Annotated in this window: 11 protein-coding genes; 9 read left to right on the forward strand and 2 right to left on the reverse strand. The window is 56.5% G+C overall.

Going from position 1 to position 22,207, the window contains the following annotated elements:
• The first annotated feature begins 105 nt into the window (after positions 1-105).
• A complete protein-coding gene (locus V9K67_RS13090; protein ID WP_336723141.1) occupies positions 106-3,099 on the forward strand; it encodes a DUF2264 domain-containing protein in 2,994 nt (997 codons plus the stop codon).
• A gap of 835 nt (positions 3,100-3,934) precedes the next feature.
• Here V9K67_RS13090 and V9K67_RS13095 read toward each other — a convergent pair.
• Positions 3,935-4,969, reverse strand: coding sequence for a LacI family DNA-binding transcriptional regulator (locus V9K67_RS13095; RefSeq protein ID WP_336723143.1), 1,035 nt, complete (start codon positions 4,967-4,969; stop codon positions 3,935-3,937).
• A gap of 249 nt (positions 4,970-5,218) precedes the next feature.
• Between V9K67_RS13095 and uxuA the strand changes: the two genes are divergently transcribed.
• From uxuA to V9K67_RS13115, 4 genes are all read left to right on the forward strand, one after another.
• Complete coding sequence (gene uxuA / locus V9K67_RS13100) at positions 5,219-6,433, forward strand: mannonate dehydratase (RefSeq protein ID WP_336723145.1); 1,215 nt, start codon at positions 5,219-5,221, stop codon at positions 6,431-6,433.
• Positions 6,417-7,232 (forward strand): SDR family oxidoreductase, encoded by an 816-nt coding sequence (locus V9K67_RS13105; protein ID WP_336723148.1) that lies wholly within the window; start codon positions 6,417-6,419, stop codon positions 7,230-7,232. Before uxuA ends, V9K67_RS13105 begins: the two co-directional genes overlap by 17 nt.
• A 1,191-nt stretch (positions 7,233-8,423) precedes the next feature.
• Positions 8,424-8,837, forward strand: coding sequence for a hypothetical protein (locus V9K67_RS13110; RefSeq protein WP_336723149.1), 414 nt, complete (start codon positions 8,424-8,426; stop codon positions 8,835-8,837).
• 133 nt (positions 8,838-8,970) lie between these two features.
• Entirely contained in the window at positions 8,971-11,358 is a 2,388-nt protein-coding gene (locus V9K67_RS13115; protein ID WP_336723150.1) for a DUF5703 domain-containing protein, read from the forward strand.
• A 35-nt stretch (positions 11,359-11,393) separates the two neighbouring features.
• Here the strand turns inward: V9K67_RS13115 and V9K67_RS13120 are convergent, their stop codons facing one another.
• Positions 11,394-12,977: a sensor histidine kinase gene (locus tag V9K67_RS13120; RefSeq protein ID WP_336723152.1), complete on the reverse strand. Its 1,584-nt coding sequence runs from the start codon at positions 12,975-12,977 to the stop codon at positions 11,394-11,396.
• A gap of 295 nt (positions 12,978-13,272) precedes the next feature.
• On the opposite strand from V9K67_RS13120, the gene V9K67_RS13125 reads away from it, so the two are divergent.
• The 4 genes from V9K67_RS13125 (at position 13,273) to V9K67_RS13140 (ending at position 22,144) form a co-directional block, all read left to right on the forward strand.
• Positions 13,273-13,686, forward strand: a complete 414-nt coding sequence (locus V9K67_RS13125; protein ID WP_336723155.1) for a hypothetical protein — start codon at positions 13,273-13,275, stop codon at positions 13,684-13,686.
• Positions 13,687-14,397: 711 nt separating this feature from the next.
• On the forward strand, positions 14,398-17,550 hold the full coding sequence (locus tag V9K67_RS13130) for a TonB-dependent receptor (RefSeq protein ID WP_336723158.1): 3,153 nt from the start codon (positions 14,398-14,400) through the stop codon (positions 17,548-17,550).
• Positions 17,551-17,575: 25 nt separating this feature from the next.
• Positions 17,576-18,931, forward strand: a complete 1,356-nt coding sequence (locus V9K67_RS13135; RefSeq protein WP_336723160.1) for an alkaline phosphatase family protein — start codon at positions 17,576-17,578, stop codon at positions 18,929-18,931.
• A 273-nt stretch (positions 18,932-19,204) separates the two neighbouring features.
• Complete coding sequence (locus V9K67_RS13140) at positions 19,205-22,144, forward strand: PAS domain-containing sensor histidine kinase (RefSeq protein WP_336723161.1); 2,940 nt, start codon at positions 19,205-19,207, stop codon at positions 22,142-22,144.
• Positions 22,145-22,207: the final 63 nt, after the last annotated feature.

Below are 22,207 nucleotides of genomic sequence, written 5' to 3' on the forward strand. Positions count from 1 at the left end.
GCCGGCAACGGTTCCCGAACCCGGGAACCCTGGCCGGCGGCCCTTTCCATAACCCGGGAGAACTTGTAAACCCGTAAACTTGTACACTCGTAAACTTTAAGCAGCATGAACGATTGCATGAAAGTGCTTTATTCTTTTTCTTTCCTGCTGGCCAGCGGACTGGCGCAGGCACAGGCACCGGCGCCCGCAACCTCTGTCCCGGCGGGCACAACCACCCTTCCCCTTAAGGGCAAAACGGTGTTCACCATCAGCAACCCCGACTATAAGCTGAGCCCGCAGACCGGCATGACGCGGCAGCACTGGAAAGACGCCGCCCTGTACCTGCTGCAGGGGGCCTTTAGTTATATCCATTCCCTGGACGACCCGATGAAGTTCCCCAAACAGCCGGGTAAAAGCTATCCGCGGGACGAAAAGCCCAATGCCACCGAAAAGATGGAAGGGTTGTGCCGCACGATGTTTATCGCCGGCCCCCTGCTGAAGGAGAACCCGGGCCTGGTCGTCAACGGCATCAGGGTAGGGGATTACTACCGGCGCCAGATCGAAAGGATGCTGCAGCCCCAGAGCGATACCTATATCGAGCCGCGGCCGGCCAACGGCGGCCCGAGCCAGAAGCTGGTGGAGTTCGGCGGCCTGGCCGCCTCCCTGCTGACCTCCCCGGAAATTTTCTGGGAACCGCTCGCCCCCTCCGTGAAAGAGGCCCTGGCCAAAACCATGCTGAGCTATGGCGACGGCCCCACCATCGGCATGAACTGGCGCTATTTCAATATCCTCATCCTCAGCTTTTATAAAAGCCAGGGATATACCGTGAACGAAGGCCTGTTGCAGCAACTGGTACAGCAATCACTGGCCCAGTACGACGGGCAGGGCTGGTACAACGACAGTCCTTACTACGACTATTACAGCATGTGGGCCTTCCAGATGTACGGGAAGATCTGGTCGGAATATTTTGGCAAAAAGTACTATCCCGACTATGCGGCCCAACTCGAAAAGAATTTTAAGGATTTACAGGATAACTACCCCTACCTGTTTTCCCGCAAGGGAGAAATGATCATGTGGGGGCGAAGCATGCCCTACCGCATGGGTGCGGCGGTGCCGTTCCCCCTCATGGGACTTTCCGCCGACCCGTCGATCAATTACGGCTGGATGCGCCGCATCGCCTCGGGCACCATGCTGCAGTTCCTGCAAAATCCCGATTTTATGGAAGACAGCATTCCTACCCTGGGCTTTTACGGCGCCTTTGAGCCGGCCGTGCAAACCTACAGCTGCCGGGGAAGCGTGTACTGGCTGGGAAAACTTTTTTTGGGCCTGCTGGTGCCGGCCGACAGCCCCTTCTGGACCGCCACCGAAAACGAAGGCGCCTGGACCGGCGAACTGAAAAAAGGCACGGTATCGAACAAGTACACCCAAAAGTCCAACCTGCTGATCACGGACTATCCCAATATCGGCGCCTCCGAGATCAGGGCCTGGTGTTTCAGCAAGAACATAGGCGTGTACCAGGGCACGGAAAACTACAACCGCCTTTCCTACAACAGCGCCTTTCCCTGGCAGGCGGACAGCGTGGAAGGCGTGGTAGCCATGAACTATATCTTTAAAAACAAAAAGGACCAGTGGGAGCCCCTGCGCCAATACACTTTTTCAAAATACGAGGACGGCGTCTACTACCGCGACGCGGTGCTGGCGACGGACGCCAACATCCGGATGCAGCTGGCCGACATTCCCCTGCCCGACGGCATCCTGCGGGTCGACCGCAATGCCAGCACCGGCCCGGTGGAGGTGCGCCTCGGCCACTACGCCCTGCCGAAGCTGAAAAGCCCCATCCGGAAATCGACCCGGAAGGTAAACGGCATCGAAGCGCAGATCATCGACAACGGCGTTTACCAGCTGGCATTGGTGCCGCTGGAAGGCTGGAAGGGGATAGAAACCTTTTCTACCAAAGGCGTGCACCCGGCCAGCGCCGAAAGCGCCGTGATCAACGTAAAGGACAGCTTTGCGCCGGGCATGCAGCCAACCACTTACGTAACGCTGATGCTCTGGAAAAAATCGGGCGAACGCTGGAGCGATAAAGACCTGGCGCCGGTAAAGAAAATAAGCTATTCCGCCGACGGCAACACGGTGACCCTGTCGTTGCGGAACGGCACCGGCAAAACGGTAACGTTTGCACCGGTGGCGGCAGCGCAGCAGGAGGGGCCGGCGTCCACTCCTCCGGGCCGCCCGCTCGTGCCCGGGTACTTTGCCGACCCCTCGATACTGGCGGCGAACAATAAATACTACCTCTATGCCACCATCGACCCCTGGGGCGGCGACAGCCTGGCCCTCTGGGTGTCGGACGACCTGCAGCAATGGACCCGCAAGCCCCTGAACTGGCCCACGAAGCAGCAATGCCAGAGCCCCACCTCCAATGACAGCAAGGTGTGGGCGCCCAGCGTCACCTACGGGCACGACAACAAATACCATATGTTCGTATCGGTGGGCAGCGAGGTTTATGCCGGCATCAGCGACCACCCCGAAGGCCCGTGGCGGAACGTAAAGGCCGACGGCAGCCCGTTTATCCCCACGCAAAAGGCCATCGGCGTCCATACCATCGATGCCGAAGCCTTCGTGGACAACAATGGAAAAACCTATTTGTACTGGGGCTCGGGCCTGAACTGGACGAACGGGCGCTGTTATTTCGGCGAGCTCAATAAGGCCATGGATGCCTTTGTAAGCCCACCCGAGGACATTACCCCGCCGAACTATTTCGAGGGACCGTATATGCTCCAACGCAACGGCACCTATTACCTGATGTATTCGGACGATACCTGCACCAATGCTTCCTATAAGGTGCGGTATGCTACTTCGGCTTCGCCCAAAGGGCCGTGGAAGGAAGGAAAGAACAGCCCGGTGCTGACCTCCGACCTTTCCCGGAAGGTTATCGGCCCGGGACACCACACGATGCTGCAGCGCAACGGCAGGTACTACATCGTTTATCACCGCATCTCCCGTCCCGATGCCCAGGCAAAGGAACTGCTGCGGGAGATCTGCATCGACGAACTGACGTTCGATAAAAAGGGGAATATCAATAAGGTAGTCCCGGCGAACAGGGGAGTGGTGTTGAAGTAGGCGCCTGCTCCGGCAAATGAACCGCATTTTTCGAACCCTGTCCGGTAATGGAGCTTTCCTCCCTTACCGGGCAGGGTTTGTCGTTTTTCAGGCCCGGCGGTCCCTAATATCCTTGCACAGGGCTGCGCCCTGTGTCCGGAAAAGATTCCTGGCGATAGCCCTTGGGGTTCCGGATGCCACCTGAATGGATTTTAAGGCGGTTTACCCGCTTTTCTTCCGCTTCCCTGGAAACATACTTCCAGGGGCTCCGGAAGCCCGGAAACGGCTTGTTTCCGGGCTTTTTGCTTTGAGGGCCGGCAGTGGTTGCTCCCGCCGGCCGGGATATCCACAGTTACCCACACCCCTATTAGTAATAACTAATTGTATTTTAGATTATGTAAAATACCCTACTATTATTACGGCTGTGAATTGGTGGAAAAAAATCCGCCGCCTGTTGGCGGTTGTAAACAAATCACACTTATCCACACAGAATCCCCATTATTTCACCGTTCGGAAAATGCAGGTCAGGAATGCAGGGCGCTTTTCCACATAAATGTGGATATCCGGGCCGGGATAACCCGTTTTTCAAATTCAAAATATTAAGTTGTGAATACCGGTGGGATAACTGTGGATGATTCCACCACCCGGCAAGAAAAATCCGTTGGCCGGGAACTTTCGTTCATTTCGTACACGAAGCCCCCGGGGTTTTACGGCCGGTTATCCACAGCTTACTGCCCCAAATCAACAGCAAAAGGGGAGCTATTAACCGGCTGCCGGGTGTCAGCGACGGGTTACCGAAAAAAAAGCCCCGGTCTCGATCAAACGAAACCGGGGCTTTTTGGCGGGCAGGCGGTCCTTATTCCTGCGCCTTCGGGCGCCGGGAAGAATCGCGGATGACCAGGTCGGAGCGGAGGGTGACCCGGTCGGTCATTTGCAGGGTGGAGGCACCTTCCAGCAGCAGGATTAGTTGCGTGACGGCGGCGGCGCCCATTTCATAACCCGGGTAGTTGATGGTCGTCAGGTTGGGCTCCAGCACCCGGGCCACGATATCGTTGTTGAAGCCCACGAACGCCATGTCACCCGGTATGGAAAGCCCTTTTTTCTTCAGGGCAACGATGCAGCCCGCAGCACAACTGTCGTTGGCCACGAATACGCCGTCCGGCCGGCGGGGCCGTTCGAGCAGGGCGGCGGCGGCCCGCTCGCCCGCTTCAAAACTCAGGTCGGTCAGGAGCACCTGCTGCGCATCTACCGCCAGGTGGTGGTCGGCCAGCGCCTGTTGAAAGCCTTCGGTCCGCTCCCGGTATACGTTGACGGGGCTGTCCGCCGTAATGTGCACGAGTTCGCGGCAGCCCTGCTGGATCAAATGGCAGGTGGCCTCATAGGCCGCTTTGCGGTTGTCGATGACCACGCTCAGCCCCTTATGCCCTTCCACCGTACGGTCGAAAAAGATGACGGGTATGTTCTTTTTGAAAAACAGGTCAAAATGGTCGGTGCTCTCGGTTTTATATACCACCGACACCAGCAGGCCGTCCACCCGGCTGTTGTACATGGTGCGGAGGCTTTGCCGCTCCAATTCGGGATTTTCGGAGGACTGGCTGATGAGCAGGTTGTAGCCCTTGCGTTGGGCCATATCCTCCATGCCGGCGATCACGGCCGACATAAAGTGGCTGTTCAGGCGGGGCACCACCACGCCGATGGTGTGGGTGCGCTGCTCCCGCAGGCTGCGGGCAAAGCGGTTGGGGCGGTAGCCCAGGGCGTCCGCCAGGTCCGTGATCCTCTTCTTGGTTTTTTTGCTGATCCGGGGGTGGTCGGCCAGCGCCCGGCTGACGGTGGCCTCGGACAGGCCCAGCTGTGCCGCAATATCGCTGATAGTGATTTCTTTCTCCTGCATAGATGCCTTGGACCGGCTTTCCCGGCTTTCCGCCTGTAAAGCAACGGCATTCTGCCGATATGAAAAAGGGAAAAGGCAAATGTTTGCACAAAATGAAGCCATATACCGACGTACCGAGCCCCGGGTCACTCCTAATCGGACAGGTTTATACTTTAATTAGAGGCCCTAGCGGAAAAAATTTTTTGTGCAAACGTTTGCACCAATGAAATTCTTTCTGGAACTTGCAGCTTATTCAAAACATACCCATCAATGGAAAAAACATGGCGGTGGTTTGGCCGCAAAGACAACATCACCCTGGACATGCTGCGACAGATCGGCGTGGAAGGGATCGTGACCTCCCTGTACGAGGCGCCGAACGGCAGCGTCTGGCCGTATGAAACCATACAGGAACTAGCCGACTATATCAAAAGCTTTGGCCTTCGATGGTCGGTGGTGGAAAGCCTGCCGGTCTCGGAAAGCATCAAATACGGCGGCGCCGACCGCGACCAGCTTATTTCCAACTACCAGCAAAGCCTCCGCCACCTGGCCCAGGCCGGCATCAAAACGGTCTGCTACAACTTCATGCCGGTGATCGACTGGATCCGTACCGAACTCAACTACCAACTGGCGGACGGCACCTACACCCTCTATTTCGACAAGATCCGCTTTGCCTATTTCGACTGCTTTATCCTGAAGCGCCCGGGCGCCTCAGCGGACTATACCGAAGAGGAACTGCAACAGGTATATGCCCTGGACAAAACCATCACCCAACAGGAAAAGGACGACCTGGTGTACACCATCATCATCAAGACCCAGGGCTTTGTCAGCGGCAACTTCAGCGCCGATACCCCCGACCCGGTCAGCCTGTTCAATAAATTGTTGTCGCTGTATTCCGGCATCGACAAGGCCGGGCTGCGGGCCAACATGCAGTACTTCCTTGAGCGGGTGGTGCCCGTGGCCGAAGAGTGCGGCATCAACCTTTGCGTACACCCCGACGATCCTCCCTTCCCGGTGCTGGGCCTGCCCCGCATCGTTACGGGCGGGGAAGACATCGAATGGATCCTCCGGGCCGTGGACAACCCGCACAACGGGCTGACCTTCTGTACCGGCTCGCTGAGCACCGGCCTGCACAACGACGTGCCGGCGCTGGCCAAGAGGTTTGCGTCCCGCACCCATTTCGTCCATTTGCGCAGCACCGCGGTGGAACCCAACGGCAACTTCATCGAAGCCTCCCACCTCGAGGGCAGGGGACAGCTGCTGGAAGTGATCCGCATTTTCGAAAAAGAAAATCCCGGCTTGCCTATGCGGGTAGATCATGGAAAGCTGATGCTCGATGACGTGCAGAAAGCGCACAACCCCGGCTACTCCTTCCTGGGCCGCATGTTTGCCCTGGGCCAGGTGTCGGGCCTGATCGCAGCGGCACAAAACGAACGCCAACAACAAACGAAAAAAACCACCTCCCCACAACATGAACTCCCTGTTTAGCATCGAAGGAAAAGTAGCCATCATCACCGGCGCCGGCGGCGTGCTGGGCGGCAGCATTGCCAAAAGCTTTGTACAGGCGGGCGCCAAAGTGGTGGCCCTGGACATCCGCCAGGAACAAACCGACAAGATCGTCGAAGAACTCAAAGCCCTGGACGGCGACGTGCTCGGCGTCGTAGGCAACGTGCTCGACGTGGAAAGCCTCGAGAAGGTGGCGCAGGAAGTGCTCCGGGCCTGGGGCCGCATCGATATCCTGCTCAACATCGCCGGCGGCAACCTGCCTGGCGCCACTCTTCCGGTGGAAAAAACATTTTTCGACATGCAGCAGTCCGACTGGGAAAAGGTGACCCAGTTGAACATTAACGGTACGGTCTACCCCAGCCTCGTGTTCGGCAAGGTGATGGCGGAGCAGGGCTCCGGCAGCATCATCAACGTGTCGTCGATGGCGGTGTATTCGGCCATTACCCGTGTGCCGGGTTATTCCCTTGCAAAGTCGGGCATCACCAATTTTACGCAGTGGCTGGCCAGCGAGGTGGCCCTGAAATTCGGCGACCAGATCCGCGTCAATGCCATTGCCCCCGGCTTCTTTATCGGCGACCAGAACCGTGCGGTCCTGGTCAATCCCGATGGTTCGCTGACGGAGCGCAGCGTGAAGGTGATCGCCAAAACCCCGATGAAGCGCTTTGGCGATATCAGCGAGCTGAATGGAGCGGTGCAATTCCTCTGTTCGGAGGCGGCAAGCTTTATTACCGGTGCGGTCCTTCCCATCGACGGGGGATTCAGCGCCTTCAGCGGCGTATAAAACAAGGTCAATGCCCATTGAACCTTCTGCAGGGAGTTCCGGCCGTTCAAGCTTGGAATTCCCTGTTTTTTTTTGTTTGTATATGTTTTTGAAAAGTCATTATGAATAGTGGGTTTCAAAGCGTCTTTTGATTTGTAAATTTCCTTCGGGTACCGAAGCTTCTGTTTGTACTTTTTTTCTTGAAAAAAAAGTACCAAAAAATTCAATCCGGGCCTCTCGCCTCAGGCGAGACTGGCCCGGCGGGCCCACGCACAAAGGGGGCACAGCGAGTGTTTGTCTCGCATATTCATTGTTCTTCGAAGAGTTCGGCGTGCTATGCGCCAAGCGTGAAGGCGCTGCATTTAGCCTTGCCCTTCATTAAACCAGCAAGAAACGTTAGGTCCGGCTAAATGAGGCGCGTGACCCTTAAGTTTTCAAAGGCTCGTGCGTTCTTCTACTGCACAGGCATGGGCGCTGCCCATGCTTTTCTATTGCATATATTTTCTACCAATAGGTTTGGGCGCTGCCCAAACGAATGCTACCAGGGTGAAAATTATTGCTGTAGTTTCTTATAAATTTCGCTTCCAAAGGAATATAACGGGTAAAAACACGATCATTTGGGCAGCGCCCAAACCTGTTGGTAGAAAATACATAAAGCCAGATTACATGGGCAGCGCCCATGCCTGTGCATTAAAAGAATGTACAAGCCGTTATGATCTTGAGGGTCACGCGCCTCATTTAGCCGGACCTAACGTTTCTTGCTGGTTTAATGAAGGGCAAGGCTAAATGCAGCGCCTTCACGCTTGGCGCATAGCACGCCGAACTCTTCGAAGAACAATGAATATGCGAGACAAACACTCGCTGTGCCCCCTTTGTGCGTGGGCCCGCCGGGCCAGTCTCGCCTGAGGCGAGAGGCCCGGATTGAATTTTTTGGTACTTTTTTTTCAAGAAAAAAAGTACAAACAGAAGCTTCGGTACCCGAAGGAAATTTACAAATCAAAAGACGCTTTGAAACCCACTATTTATAATGACTTTTCAAAAACATATACAAACAACCAAATTGAATCCGGGATAAACGAACACATTTGCCCTTCGTTAAAAAACACTAATAAAGACATTCACCTTAATTAACCATCAGCGCTTAAACATTCAGCTCTTCGGTGGTTCTTATATCCGTAACAAAGATTACAGAACAATAAAAACCACTGAATCATGAAAAAAATATTCGCACTGGTACTGACCCTGGGAACGCTGACCTCCGTATTCGCTGCCGCTCCTGCTGTTGCTCCTGTTTCTACAACAGTTACCACCGCCGCCGCCCCTGTGTATTCGTTTACCGAGCGGGAACGCGACGATCAGATCAGCCGCATCCGCAGAGAATATGCCTACAAGATCAAAGAAGTACGGGAAAGCCGCCGGCTGCGTTCCTCGGACAAAGACCGGCAGGTGCGCAACCTGGAGCAGCAACGCGACCGCCAGATCCGGGAAGTGAACCAGCGCTACTACAACGACCGTAACAAAGCGTATCGCAAAGACAGCCGCCGCGACGACCGCGACAACAACGGCCGCTGGGATAAAGACAATGACCGGTACGACAACCGGTATGACAAAGACAGAAAATGGTAGTTTTTAAGGTGAAGGAAAATGAAAGGTGAACAGGCCCTTCCCGCTCCAGCGGGGAGGGTTTGTTTTTTTAGCGTTGATTAACAATTAAATGATCCGGATAAGCGCTAATTTCCGCCGGCAATTGTACCTGTCCATGAGAAAATTACTCCTTAGTGCTTTGGCGTTCATCGCCTGCACCCCTATTGTTACGGCGCAAGACATCTCGCAATACGACATCGCCTGGACCACCCAGAGCCGGAACTCGTCGGAATCCATGCCGCTGGGCGGCGGCGATATCGGCTGCAACGTCTGGGTGGAAAATAATGACCTCCTGTTCTATATCGGCCGCAGCGGCACCTATGACGAAAACGGGTCGATGCTGAAATTGGGCCGCGTACGGCTGCAGCTGTCGCCCAACCCCTTTAAAAGCTCCTTCCGCCAGGAATTGAAACTGAAGCAGGGACATATCGAAATCAAAGGCGACAACAATACACGCATAAAGCTATGGGTGGAAGTGTTCCAGCCCGTTATTCATGTGGAGGTAAGCAGCGACCAAAAGCTGCGTGCCAAAGCCATCTTTGAAAGCTGGCGCACGGAAGACCGCCAACTGTCGGTGGAGGAGCGGCACCAGGCCTGGAGCTACAGCAACGTGCCGCCCGATAAACTTGCGGTATACACCCGCAAAGACACGATCCGCCCGCAGGCCCATGCACTGGTATGGTACCATCAGAACCGTAACGGGGAAACGGTCACCGACCGCGAAGCCGTGCAGCAACACCTGGGAAAAGTGAAACACCAGCTCTGGAACCCGATGAAAGACCTCGTCTTCGGCGGTGAGCTGGTGGCCGGCAGCCTGAAGTTTACCGGCACCATGGACAGTGTTTACGTGGCCACCCGCTACCGGGGATGGGTATACGAAAGCGTGGCACCGGCCCAAAAGATCAACCTGGAGGTGGTGCTGCACACGGCGCAGGGCACGCCTGCCCAGTGGCAGAAGGGCCTGCAGGCGGCCGTGGCACGGTCTGCAGGGAGCAGTGTCAAATGGGCAAAGAACGAGGCCTGGTGGGCGCAGTACTGGGATCGCAGCCATATCTACATCAATACCGATAAGCAGGACCCGGCGAATGACAAAGGCTGGGAGGTGGGCCGCAATTACAATGTTTTCCGCTACCAGCTGGCCGGCAACGCCTTCGGCGAGTGGCCCACCAAGTTCAACGGCGGCCTGTTTACGTTTGATCCGGACTTCGTCAAAGGCGATTACAAGAACAAGGCGACGCCCGATTTCCGTCGTTGGGGCGGCAGCATCTTTACCGCCCAAAACCAGCGCCTGGTGTACTGGCCGATGCTGAAAAGCGGCGACTTCAGCCTGATGAAGCCGCAATTCGAATTTTACCGGCGGGCGCTGGGCAATGCCCTCCTCCGCACGAAAACCTACTGGGGCCACGGCGGCGCATCGTTTACCGAGCAGCTCGAAAATTCCGGCCTGCCGGGAGGCCACCCTTATGAACGCCTGTGGGGCGGTCGCCCGCTGCAGCCGCGGTCCGATTCGTCCAGTACCCGCGTGCTGAAAAACCAGAAGGGGGAGGTGATGAAGTTTGTGGATTACGGTTTTTTGACCAACCCCTGGGTGATGGATCATTACGACGGGCAGCTGGAGTTTGCCAAAATGGTGCTGGATTACCAGCAATACAGCGGCGCCGACATCAGCCCCTACCTGACTTTTATCGAGGAAAGCGTTCGTTTTTTTGACGAGCACTACCAATACTGGTCGAAAAAGCTGAACGGCTACCCCCTGGATGCCCATGGCAAGCTGATCCTGTACCCCGGTACGGCCCTGGAAACCTATAAGTACGCCACCAATGCCACCAGCACCATCGCCGGCCTGGAAAGCGTGCTGAACGGGCTGATGGAGCTTCCTGGCCGCTACGGTACGGCCGCGCAGCGGGCTTACTGGAAGGGGTTGCTGGACCGGCTGCCCCAAATAAGCACCCGCGAGCTGAACGGGCATACCGTCATTGCACCGGCGCAGGCCTGGGATGGCAAGGTGGTCAATACCGAATTTCCCCAGCTCTACCCGGTATTTCCCTATCATATGTACGGCGTCGGCAAGCCCGGCCTGCAGCTGGCACAGGACACCTGGCATTTCGGGGCCGACAGCAAAAGCCAATACGCCATCGAAAGCTGGCACCCCGACCCGATCTATGCCGCCGACCTGGGCCTGACCGACGAAGCCCAAAAGCTCACCATCCGGAAGCTGGGCAACGCACCCTTCCGCTTCCCTACGTTCTGGGGGCCCGGCCTGGACTGGGCGCCGGATCATAACTGGGGCGGCAGCGGCATCATTGCCCTGCAGGAAATGATGCTGCAGACCAATGGCCGGAAGATCTACCTGATGCCCGCCTGGCCGAAAGACTGGAACGCCGACGTAAAGCTGCATGCGCCTTACAACACCACCATAGAAGCCAGCATTAAAGACGGCAAAGTAGTGAGCCTGAAGGTGACGCCGGAGGCCCGCCGGAAGGATGTGGTGGTCAGCAATTAAAGGCGTCAAAATGCCCCGGTAAGCCGTGCATGCGGCTACTGGGGCAGGATGATGGTGAAAGTGGCGCCTTCGCCTTCACGGGACCTGGCCAGGATCATCCCCGAATGGTTGTGCACGATCCTTTTGGCAATGGCCAGGCCCAGGCCGCTGCCCTCGTATTCTTTCTTGCTGTGCAGGCGGCTGAACAGGCCAAAGATCTTTTCGCCGGCTTCGGGATGAAAGCCGATGCCGTTGTCGGCCACACAGAGCTGCAGGTACCGGTCGGCCGGCGGCAGGGAATGCAGCTTTACCTCCCCGCTCGTGAGCCAGCTGTGGGTAATGGAAATACGGGGCGGCACCTCCGGCCGGGAAAACTTCAGGGCGTTCGCCAGCAAATTCTGGAACAGCTTGCGAAACTGTGCCGGCACCACCCGGGCGGCAGGGAGGTCATCAAAGGAGATCGTTGCTTTTTTTTCCTCGACCGCCAGTTCCAGCACCTCCAGCACTTCCCGGATGATGTCTGTAAGGGGCGTGCGTTGCCGTTCCTCCCATTGGATCAGGGTAGAGTAGGCCAGGATGTCGTCGATCATGCGCCCGTTCTGTACGGCCGCCTGGTGGGCTTTTTCCAGCAGCCGGCGGGAAGCCTCGGACAGGCCCGCTTCCCGCACCAGCACCATATCGGTAAAGGTGGCGATCTTGCGCAGCGGCTCCTTGAGGTCGTGGCTGGCCACGAAGGCAAACTGTTCCAGGCTTTCGTTGGAGCGTTCCAGGGCCAGCGTTTTTTCCAGCAGCTCCAGCTCGGCCTTTTTTCGCGGCGTAATGTCCTGGATCGTGCCCCGGATGGTGACCGGCCTGCCGTCCTCGTAAACAGCAATGCCCTGCGACCAGATGTATTTCACCTTCCCATCCTTTATAAAGCGGAATTCCGATTCGTAGGCCCCCGTTTCCAGGGCGCCGGCCATCGACTGCTCCACTTTTTCCCGGTCCTGGGCATGGACGAATTTCATGAAGTTGTCCATGCCCAGGCCGGGCTCTATTTCGTAGATCCGGTAGATCTCCGGGGAGTTCCGCGATTTGCCGGTCCGCAGGTCCAGCTCAAAGCTGCCCATATGGGCAATTTGCTGGGCTTCCAGCAGCTCGGCCTCGTTCCGGGCAATATGGTCCTTCAGCAACTGGATGTAGGTATTGGCGGCCGCCGTGGTGCTGCCGGTTAAAAAGCTGTCCAGTTCATCCACCAGGTCCAGGGCGGTGGCCAGGTCTGTCGTGAATTCGGGAATGAAGAGGTGGAAGGCCCGGCCCCGGATGTAATTGAGCAGGTAGATGTCTTCGGCTACCAGGTCGAACTTGCCGATGATCTCCAGCTGGTCGGCCTTCCACCGCTCCAGCGAGAGGGCAATGAGCTCCGTAGCCTGGTCCCGGGACAGCATTTCCAAATATTCCCGCATGCTGGTCTTCGTCAGTTCCACCAGTTGCTCGTCGCTGAGGCGGGTTAGCAGGCGGAGCGCCGGCAGGCCCGCCTCACGGGCCAGCACCAGCTGCTGCCGGCTAAAGGCATCCAGGCGCTGCTCGAGCAGGTAGCGGCAGTAGGCCGGCAAAAACTTATACTCATGGGTACGGGTGTAGGATTGAATGAAACGCACGGTGCTTCGTTTTTATGGTTTCGGTTAACGAAGGGCTTTATCCCCGGCGGTTGCTCCTGCCCGGCAGGCAGCCCGCCTCCAATATCATTCCTGAGGAACCACCTTCTGGTTTCCAGATGTACCGATAGGCGGCAAACACAATGCCGGAGACAAAGAGGGACGAGGCTGTTAATCAACGCTAATGGCGGCTGCTCCAAACCTTCACCTTAATTAACCATCAGCGCTTAAACATTCAGCTCTTCGGTGGTTCTTATATCCGTAACAAAGATTACAGAACAATAAAAACCACTGAATCATGAAAAAAATATTCGCACTGGTACTGACCCTGGGAACGCTGACCTCCGTATTCGCTGCCGCTCCTGCTGTTGCTCCTGTTTCTACAACAGTTACCACCGCCGCCGCCCCTGTGTATTCGTTTACCGAGCGGGAACGCGACGATCAGATCAGCCGCATCCGCAGAGAATATGCCTACAAGATCAAAGAAGTACGGGAAAGCCGCCGGCTGCGTTCCTCGGACAAAGACCGGCAGGTGCGCAACCTGGAGCAGCAACGCGACCGCCAGATCCGGGAAGTGGACCAGCGCTACTACAACGACCGTAACAAAGCTTATCGCAAAGACAGCCGCCGCGACGACCGCGATAACAACGGCCGCTGGGATAAAGACAATGACCGGTACGACAACCGGTACGACAAAGACAGAAAATGGTAGTTTTTAAGGTGAAGGAAAATGAAAGGTGAACAGGCCTCCCCGTTACAACGGGGGGGCCTGTTTTTTTCCGGGGCGGCCTGCTTGCCCGAGCCTCAAAACGGCCGGCCTGCGCGTTACCCACAGGGATATTAATAATAAGTATTTGTATTTTAGTTATTGTAAAATACCCTATTACTATTACGGCTGTGAATAGGTGGAAAAAAATCCGTTTGGGGTTGTCCTTTGAAAGCCAAGGGCACTTATCCACACGAAATCCCCGTATTTGTACCCGCCCGGGTACTGAGTACCGGCAAAGCGGCGCCTTTATGCACAGATACGTGGATATCCCCCTTCGAATAACCCGTTTTTCAAATGCAAAAAATTTAGTTGTGAATAAGTGTGGGATAACTGTGGACCATTTCACCTGCAGGCCATGATGCGCCCGTGCCGGGGAACGTTTGTTTCTTCTCTGCACGTTTTCTTCGGGGTTGTACAGGGGGTTATCCACAGGTATGTGCCACAAATCAACAGGTTAATGGGGGGATAGGGAGCGCCCCCGGCACCGGGGCCACCTTGCCTGACCGTTTTTCGCTTCAATGTTTAAACTTTAAACAGAGTTCATCTTTCCTTCATTTTAAGATAACACGCAACCATTCTTTTTGCGCCCGGAAGGGGATAGGCGAGAACGCTATTGCCTTCCGACACCAGCATACTTCTATAAAAGGTCAAAAAATGAATTGGAAATTTACCAGTGTTGTCGTAGGGGCACTCCTCCTGAACAGCATTTGCAGCTTTGCGCAAAACGCCACCCAGGCCATCGTTTCCGGTAAGCTCTCCTCGCCGGAGGGACCGGTACAGGGAGCGACCCTGCTCGTTAAAAACGAATCGACAGGATTTAGTTCGTTCACGGTCACCAACAAGGACGGCAGTTTTATTTTCCATCAGTTGCCCCTCGGTTCCCCCTATTCGTTAACGGCCTCCTATGTGGGTTTTAAAACGGAGAAGCGGACCGGCATCAGCCTGAACCAGGGTGATAAAGTGGAGATCAACTTCGCCCTGGTGAAGAATGACGGGTCGTTGACGGAAGTCGTGGTCACCTCCAATACCTTAAGGCGCGGCGTTGCCAACCTGGGGGCGGCCACCACCATCTCGCCCAAAGACATGAACACCATGCCGGTCAACGGCCGCAACTTTACCAGCCTGATCGACCTGTCGCCGGTAGCCAACGGCACCAGCATCGGCGGCCAGCTGGCCTCCTCCACCAACTTTACTATCGATGGCATGTCGGCCCGCGGCACCATCGCCGGCGGCAACACCTCCGGCGCGTATTCCATTTCCATGGAAGCCATCCGCGAGTTCAAGGTGGTGAACAACGAATACGACGTTACCGAAGGCCGCGCCGGCGGCGGCACCATCAGCACCGTGACGAAGTCGGGTACCAACACCTTTACCGGCAGTGCCTTTTCCTACCTGCGGCACAATAAGCTGTCCAGCTCGTACGATATCCGGGGCAACAAAAGAAACCAGCCTTTTTCCACCGCGCAATACGGCGTCTCCTTCGGCGGCCCGATCGTCAAGGACAAAGCCCATTTCTTCTTTGTATGGGACCACCAGAAAGACTCCCGCCCCCTGATCATTGCCGACATTCAATCGACGGCCGATGAAGCCGCGTTCCGGGTGAGCAAGCAAACCCTGGAGCGTTTTTTGGAAATAGCAAGAGACGGGTACGGCGTGTCCGACAACCCGCAGTTCGGTTCCTTTGATAAGCGCCGGGCCACGGATGCCCTCTTTGGCCGCATCGACTGGCAGCTGAACCGCAGGAACCTGCTGACCATCCGCAACAATTATGTGTACGAGCTGGATAACCTGTCCGAAGGCGACAACTCCGGCATCAACGCCCTGGAATCCTGGATTGACCGCAAGAAGATGAACAACAGCCTGATCGTGTCGTTACGCTCCAGCATCAGCCCGAAGTGGACGAATGAATTAAAGGCGCAGCAGTTTTTGCAGCAGGAGTTCGTGCTCCCGAGCCCGGAGCTTCCGTCCGCAGGCATTCCCCGGGCGATCGTGGAAAACGTGGCTTCGGTGGGCCAGAACGGCACCAATTATACCAACTCCATCCAGATCGGCGGCCAGCGCTTCTCGCCGGAATGGTTCAAGGGCAGCGTCTACCAGGTGGTAAACAACGTGTACCTGAACACCGGTAAGGTAAAATATACCTTCGGCGCCGACGTCGCCTATACCCGCATGTACAACGTGTACGGCAGCGAAATGAATGGCCGCTTCTTCTTTACGGGGCTGGAAAATTTCCAGAACAAAACGCCCTACCGCTATGCACGTGAGATTGCCATTGTCGATGATCCTTCCACCAGGCTGCACCAGCTGGCTACCGGCATTTACGGGCAGCTGGAAACCCGGTTGGGCAAGGGCGTAAACCTGCTGGGGGGCATCCGGCTGGACAACACCCAGTACCTGAATGCGGCCAACTACAACCCGGTGGCGGATAAGGAGCTGGGCATCGCTACCGACAATAAGATCAATACACTGCAACTGCAGCCCCGGGTGGAGCTGATGTGGGATATCAACGAGAACAAAACGGACTTTATCCGGGCAGGTGCCGGGATCTTCGGTTCCAACCTGAACCCGTATTCCATGATCAACAACATCCTGTTTGACGGTACCAAGGTGGCGGCCGTGGACATGACCACCAACCTGCCCGCGGCGGACTTTGAAAGCTTCCGTGAAAATCCCGCCACGGCTCCCGGCAAAGAGCTGCTGAAGGATCCTTCCGTGGAAAAGCTGGTGACCATCAACACCAGCAGCAAGCAAGCCAAAGTGCCTACCGTGTATAAAGCCAGCCTTACCTATACGCACCTCTTTGGCGACAAGGTACGGCTGGGCATCAGCGGCTATGCCAGCTTTGCCCGCAACAACTACATGTACGTGGACCGCAACATGGTGGAGGACCCTTACTTCCGCATCGAGCAGGAAGGGGGCAGGGGCGTGTATGTGCCGGCTGCGAAGATCAATGCCCGCAACGGGGTGGCCAACTGGGTGGACAGTCGCAAGACGGCTGCCCTGGGCCGCGTGCTGGAACTGGTCAGCGATGGAAAGAAGAACCAGTATGCCGTGGTGATCGACGGAACCTACCGGTACTTTAAAGACGGCCAGATCACGGCCTCCTTTACCTGGAACGACAGCAGGGACAATACCTCCTATAACGGCAACGTGGCGAACTCCGCTACCCTCAGCCTGATGGTGAAGGACGATCCCCGCGACCTGGGCGGCATGGCCTATGCCGACAACCAGTTCCGCAGTAAGGTGGTGGTCTATGCCAATGCGCCCAGCATCCGGGGCATCACGGTAGGGGTGCGGTTCTCCGGCATGGGCGGCACCCGCTATTCGATGGCCGTGTCCGGCAACATGAACGGCGACTTTGTCAGCTCCAACGACCTGGCGTATGTTTATGATCCGAACAATGCGGCTACACCCAAATACATTGCCGACGGCATCAACGCCATCCTGGCCAACCCCGACGTGGAAAAGAATTTTAAAGAATACCTTACCCGGAACTATGGCAAGATAGCCGAAAGAAACGGCGGCATCAACGGGTTTTACGGCACCTTCGACATTCGCCTCGCCAAGAAAATGATGTTCTATAAAAAGCATGGCGTGGAACTTTCCGTCGATGTGTTCAACGTATCGAACCTATTCAACAAAGAATGGGGCGTCAACAAAAGCCTGGGCAAGCAAAACATCTATAACATTACCTCTTTCGATCCCAACAGCGAAACCTTCGGCTACCGCGTAAATACCACCACCGGCGTATCGGCCCTGGGCGGCACCCCTTTCCAGGCCCAGGTCGGCGTGCGTTATAGCTTTTAATGATTCAAAACTTTACAGACTTACCATGATCAACAAACGTTCACTGGCCCTGCTGCTGGCCCTGACAGCTGCGCACCTGCTTGGGTACGCACAAAGCAAACATGTAGTACTCATCAGCATTGACGGCTTACGCCCCGAGTTTTATAAAGATCCCAGCTGGGGCATGGTCAACCTGCGGCAGGCGCTGAAAAGGGGCTCTTATTCCGATGGCGTCAACGGTGTGTTTCCTACCGTTACCTATCCTTCGCATACGGCCATGATCACGGGCGAAAAACCCCTGAAGCACGGCATCTACTACAACACGCCCGTGGAAACCGAAAGCATTACCGGTAAGTGGAACTGGGACTATAAAACCATCAAAGTGCCGACCGTGTTCGACCGGGCAAAAGAAAAAAAACTGGTGACCGCCTCGGTCTTCTGGCCGGTATCGCTCAACGGCGCCGCCGATTACGTGGTGCCGGAATACTGGTACCTGCCGAAGAAGAAAGGGGAGGAGAAGGACGTATTGAATGCCCTGGTGGCCACCTCTACGCCCAAAGGATTGTTTACCGAGCTGCAGCAGCAGGCCACCGGCGCCCTGGAGGCTATTGACTTCAATGCCGATCATTACAGCATCGACGAGAATAATGCGCAGATCGCCTGTTACCTCCTGCGCAAGTACAAGCCCTCTTTGCTCTCGCTGCACCTGGTAACGGTCGATCATTTCGAGCACGAGCAGGGACGGGATGGCGATAAGGTGCGTGCCGCCCTCACCGTGGTGGATGCGTCCTTGCGCAAAATCGTGGAAGCCACGCAAAAAGCAGGTATTTATGAAAACACCACGTTTATCGTAACCGGCGATCACGGCTTTGTCAATATCCACCATACCCTGGCGCCAAATGTATTATTAAAGGCGGCCGGCTTGTACGCGCCGAACAGCGGCGATAACTGGAAGGCTTATTTTCATGCTTCGGGCGGCGGCACGTTTCTGCACCTGAAAGATAAAAACGATGTAGCCACGCTGAATAAGGTAAAAGCCCTGTTGGCGCAGCTGCCCCCGGACCAGCAAAAATACTTCCGCATAAAGGACCGCAAAGAACTGGATGCCATCGGCGCCGATCCCAACGCCGTACTGGCGCTGGCGGCGGAAAAAGGATACACCTTTACTTCCGACGCCAAAGGCGAATTTATCCGGGCCGCCAAAGGCGGTACCCACGGCTACTTTCCCGACTTTTCGGAAATACAAACCGGCTTTGCCGTATTTGGCAAAGGGATCAGGGCGGGCCAGGTAGTGCCGCAGATGAACCTGACGGACGTAGCGCCCCTGGTTGCCCACCTGTTGGGATTTTCCCTGGACAAGAACATTGACGGCAAGCTGTATCCGGAGATCCTGAACCATTAAGGTCACGTTGCTCCATCATCCAGGCATTCCGCTGTCCGCCGCAGGGGCAGCGGAATGCCTTTTTCATTAGCGGGCACCTGGTTTCGTTGCCTGCCGGGCGGGGACCGACATAATAAGGAAAAGCCTGCAGCGTAAACGATTGGCTTTTAGGTGTTTCTTCTTATTTTTCTTACTTTGCATTTCGTTAAAATTTTGGCTGCCGGGCTTACATCAGGGCGATGCAGGAAAAAACGGGCTACTTTTAGGTTACTGGGTATCCAGACCAATAAGCCTATGAATCAAGAACAGACTCCCGGCGCTTTCCAGCAGTTACTGGACGGCTCACCGGATGTGATTTGCTCCCTAAATACCGATGGAACCTTTATCCAGGTTAGCAAAGCCGCCTACCCGCTATGGGGGTACGACCCCGGCGAACTGGCCGGCAACTCCTTTTACAACTATATTCCGGCGGAAGACCGTCGGCAAGCCTTTTCCCTGCTGCAGGCATGCACAGGGGAAGCGGTGCACCCGTTTGAGCTGGCCTTTCTGCACAAAAATGGCTGCCCGGTACCGACAGCATGGTCGGCCCGCCGCCACGGCGACAACGGCCTGCTGTACCTCGTCGCCCGGCGCGTTTCCGAAAAAAAGGCGCCGGCTCGCCGGGAAGACGCCTCCAGCCCGGCAGGGCAAACCGGCCGGCAGTTAACGGAACTGCTGGAAAACCTGGGCGACGGCTTTTTTGCCCTGGACCGGGAGTTTACCATTACTTATTGGAACCGCAAGGCGGAGGACATTACGGGCCTGCCCCGGGCCGCCACCCTGGGGACCAGCCTCTGGCATAATTTTCCCGCCGCCGTCCACACGCAGTTTTTCCACCAGTATACCCTGGCCTTTGAAAAGGGCGCACCCGTACATTTTGAGGAATACTCCGCCACCGTGGACGAATGGTTCGAGATGAGCGCCTACCCCTCGAAGGACCAGCTGTTGGTGTACTTCCGGGACATTACAAAAAGAAAAAGGCAGGAACACGAACTGAAGGTCAGCAACGAGCGCTTCGAGTTCGTATCCCGCGCCACCAGTGATGCCATCTGGGACTGGGACATCGAAGCGGGCCAGCTCTATTTCAACGAGGCGTATACCCACCATTTTGGCCACTGTTGCACCGAAAATGCCGTGGACAGCTGGAGCGGCCACATCCTGGAAGCCGACCGCCAGCGGGTCGTAAAAGGAGTGGACGATGCCTTTGCGGACCCTTCCGCCACACACTGGCAGGAAACGTACCGTTTTTACCGCACGGATGGGTCCATCGCCTATGTGCACGCCCGGGGCTACATCATCCGCAATGAGGCCGGGCGGGCCATCCGCATGGTCAGCACGATGCAGGACATTACCCGGCGGAAGGAAGCGGAAACGGAGCTGCGAAAAAGTGAAAAACGCTTCCGCTCGCTGGTACAATCCGGTAAAGACATTATTGCCCTGCTAGATAAGCAGTTCTCGATCCTTTATATCAGCCCCAACTGCGGCCGCATCACCGGTTCCCCGGCGCACCAGCTGGAAGGGCTGGCTGCCGGTGCACTGGTGCACCCCGACGACCTAGAAAAGGTACGGGAAGCGGCGGCCCGGATCTTTGAGCAACCGCAGGTAGACCTGCCGCTGTTTCGCTACCTGACGCGGGAGGGCGACATCCGGTGGGGCGAAGCCACCCTGACCAACCAGCTGGAGGATGCCACCATAAACGCCCTGGTGCTCAATGCCCGCGATATTACCGCCCGCAAGGACGCCCTGGACAAGGTACATATGCTCTCCGCCGTGGTGGAAAATTCTCCCAACAGCGTGGTCATAACCGATACCCGGGGATGCATCAGCTGGGTAAACGAAGCCTTTAGCCGGAAAACGGGTTATTCCCTGCAACAGGCGGCCGGCCAACCTTCCCGCGACCTGGTGTACCCCGGACCGATCTGCCCGCAGACCCGTGCCTATATCGGGCAGCAGGTGCAACAGGGAGCGTCCTTCCGTTGCGAACTGGTACATTATACCCCCTCGGGCGAAAAGCGGTGGGCCGACATCCTGGGCCAGCCCATACGCGACGAACAGGGAAGGATCAAGCAGTACTTCAGCATCCAGACCGATATTACCGAACGCAAAGAATATGAACAGGCCCTGCACATCTCCGAACAGCGCTTCCGGCTGCTGTTCAACGAAAGCCCTTCTCCCAAATGGGTGTTCCATGCCGAAACCCTCCGGTTCGTGGAAATCAACGAAGCGGCTATCGGGCTCTATGGCTACAGCAGGGAGGAATTCGAGAACATGACGCTGCTGGACATCCGGCCCGAAGAAGACAAGGCCGGCTTCCAGCGCCAGCGCCAAGGCCGCAGAAAGACCGAAGGAACGGTCAACTGGGGCCTTGTGCGCCACCGCAAAAAAAATGGAGAGGTTTTCCAGGTGGACCTGGTGGCCCATGCCATCGAGTTGCCCACCGGCCTGCATTATATCGTAGCGGCTTACGACATGACCGAAAAGCTCCAGCTGCAGCAACGGCTCCTGGCCGAAAAGGTGGCTGCCGAACGCGAGATGGTCAAGGCCATTATCGCCACCCAGGAACGGGAAAGAAGCGAGATCGGCAAGGAACTGCACGATAACGTGAACCAGATCCTGACCACCGCCAAGCTGTGCATGGAGAACACCCGCTATTACCCGGAACACCAGGAGCGGTTCGCCGGCAAGGCCGTAGAGATGGTACAAACCGCCATCCAGGAGATCCGGGCGCTCTCGCGGCGGCTGGTCTGCCATTCGCTGGAGGACGTTTCCCTGACCGCTGCCCTGAAAGAGCTGGTGGAGCAATACGAGGCGCTGAACCGGTTCGGGCTGACAGGTCATTTTGCTTTTGGCGAACAGGGACTGGACCGGGAGCTGAAAACCACCCTGTACCGCATTGTGCAGGAGCAGCTGAACAACACACTGAAGTACGCCCAGGCGACGGAGGTGCAGTTGTCGGTGGTGGAAGAAGGTGCTTGTATAAAGCTGGTCATCGAAGATAACGGGGTGGGCTTTGACCCCTCGACCTGCAAAAAGGGGCTGGGGCTTTCCAACATCCGGAAAAGGGCCGAGCTTTTCAAAGGCAAGGTACGCCTGCGTTCCGCCTCGGGAAAAGGTTGCCGCCTGGAAGTGGTCTTCCCGGTGGCCCAGCCCGTTCCCGGCCGGCTCCATACCCGGCAGCGCAAGCATGCCGCCTGACGCCGCTCTTCGCTTCGTACGTTGATGCACTGCGCCATAACCGCAATAAAAAAACCAGGGTAA

The organism is Huijunlia imazamoxiresistens (genome assembly GCF_037132455.1).
In the GTDB taxonomy this organism is placed as follows: Bacteria; Bacteroidota; Bacteroidia; order Chitinophagales; family Chitinophagaceae; genus Flavisolibacter; species Flavisolibacter imazamoxiresistens.

Excerpts from the sequence above, each read along its gene's own strand:
- V9K67_RS13090 (WP_336723141.1), top strand. The coding sequence starts at position 106 with ATGAACGATTGCATGAAAGTGCTTTATTCTTTTTCTTTCCTGCTGGCC.
- V9K67_RS13095 (WP_336723143.1), bottom strand. The coding sequence starts at position 4,969 with ATGCAGGAGAAAGAAATCACTATCAGCGATATTGCGGCACAGCTGGGC.
- uxuA (WP_336723145.1), top strand. The coding sequence starts at position 5,219 with ATGGAAAAAACATGGCGGTGGTTTGGCCGCAAAGACAACATCACCCTG.
- V9K67_RS13105 (WP_336723148.1), top strand. The coding sequence starts at position 6,417 with ATGAACTCCCTGTTTAGCATCGAAGGAAAAGTAGCCATCATCACCGGC.
- V9K67_RS13110 (WP_336723149.1), top strand. The coding sequence starts at position 8,424 with ATGAAAAAAATATTCGCACTGGTACTGACCCTGGGAACGCTGACCTCC.
- V9K67_RS13115 (WP_336723150.1), top strand. The coding sequence starts at position 8,971 with ATGAGAAAATTACTCCTTAGTGCTTTGGCGTTCATCGCCTGCACCCCT.
- V9K67_RS13125 (WP_336723155.1), top strand. The coding sequence starts at position 13,273 with ATGAAAAAAATATTCGCACTGGTACTGACCCTGGGAACGCTGACCTCC.
- V9K67_RS13130 (WP_336723158.1), top strand. The coding sequence starts at position 14,398 with ATGAATTGGAAATTTACCAGTGTTGTCGTAGGGGCACTCCTCCTGAAC.
- V9K67_RS13135 (WP_336723160.1), top strand. The coding sequence starts at position 17,576 with ATGATCAACAAACGTTCACTGGCCCTGCTGCTGGCCCTGACAGCTGCG.
- V9K67_RS13140 (WP_336723161.1), top strand. The coding sequence starts at position 19,205 with ATGAATCAAGAACAGACTCCCGGCGCTTTCCAGCAGTTACTGGACGGC.